General features: G+C 56.6%; 1 rRNA gene. It reads right to left on the bottom strand.

The window, feature by feature from the left end:
- Positions 1-32: 32 nt before the first annotated feature.
- Positions 33-1546 (bottom strand): 23S ribosomal RNA (locus AC07B0_RS40340); the annotation flags it as partial.

Here is a 1546-nt window from a genome sequence, read left to right as displayed (position 1 = left end):
CTTCAGAACTAACACAGTGGACGCGAGCAACTGAGGACAAGCCCTCGGCCTATTAGTACCAGTCAGCTCCACCCGTTACCGGGCTTCCACATCTGGCCTATCAACCCAGTCGTCTACTGGGAGCCTTACCCTCTCAAGGAGGTGGGAATACTCATCTTGAAGCAGGCTTCCCGCTTAGATGCTTTCAGCGGTTATCCCTCCCGAACGTAGCCAACCAGCCATGCCCTTGGCAGGACAACTGGCACACCAGAGGTTCGTCCGTCCCGGTCCTCTCGTACTAGGGACAGCCCTTCTCAATATTCCTACGCGCACAGCGGATAGGGACCGAACTGTCTCACGACGTTCTAAACCCAGCTCGCGTACCGCTTTAATGGGCGAACAGCCCAACCCTTGGGACCGACTCCAGCCCCAGGATGCGACGAGCCGACATCGAGGTGCCAAACCATCCCGTCGATATGGACTCTTGGGGAAGATCAGCCTGTTATCCCCGGGGTACCTTTTATCCGTTGAGCGACGGCGCTTCCACAAGCCACCGCCGGATCACTAGTCCCGACTTTCGTCCCTGCTCGACCCGTCGGTCTCACAGTCAAGCTCCCTTGTGCACTTACACTCAACACCTGATTGCCAACCAGGCTGAGGGAACCTTTGGGCGCCTCCGTTACCCTTTGGGAGGCAACCGCCCCAGTTAAACTACCCATCAGACACTGTCCCTGATCCGGATCACGGACCGAGGTTAGACATCCAGCACGACCAGAGTGGTATTTCAACGGCGACTCCACAACCACTGGCGTGGCTGCTTCAAAGTCTCCCACCTATCCTACACAAGCCGAACCGAACACCAATATCAAACTGTAGTAAAGGTCCCGGGGTCTTTCCGTCCTGCTGCGCGAAACGAGCATCTTTACTCGTAGTGCAATTTCACCGGGCCTATGGTTGAGACAGTCGAGAAGTCGTTACGCCATTCGTGCAGGTCGGAACTTACCCGACAAGGAATTTCGCTACCTTAGGATGGTTATAGTTACCACCGCCGTTTACTGGCGCTTAAGTTCTCAGCTTCGCAACCCCGAAAGGTCACTAACCGGTCCCCTTAACGTTCCAGCACCGGGCAGGCGTCAGTCCGTATACATCGCCTTACGGCTTCGCACGGACCTGTGTTTTTAGTAAACAGTCGCTTCTCGCTGGTCTCTGCGGCCACCCCCAGCTCACGGAGCAAGTCCGATCACCAGTGATGGCCCCCCTTCTCCCGAAGTTACGGGGGCATTTTGCCGAGTTCCTTAACCATAGTTCACCCGAACGCCTCGGTATTCTCTACCTGACCACCTGAGTCGGTTTAGGGTACGGGCCGCCATGAAACTCGCTAGAGGCTTTTCTCGACAGCATAGGATCATCCACTTCACCACAATCGGCTCGGCATCAGGTCTCAGCCTTATATGAGGGACGGATTTGCCTACCCCTCGGCCTACACCCTTACCCCGGGACAACCACCGCCCGGGCTGGACTACCTTCCTGCGTCACCCCATCGCTTACCTACTACCACCTTGGGCCG

The sequence above is a fragment of the Streptomyces sp. NPDC044704 genome, from assembly GCF_056433525.1.
The sequence above is the reverse complement of the archived record's forward strand: the minus strand, read 5'-3'. Positions and strand labels throughout refer to the sequence as shown.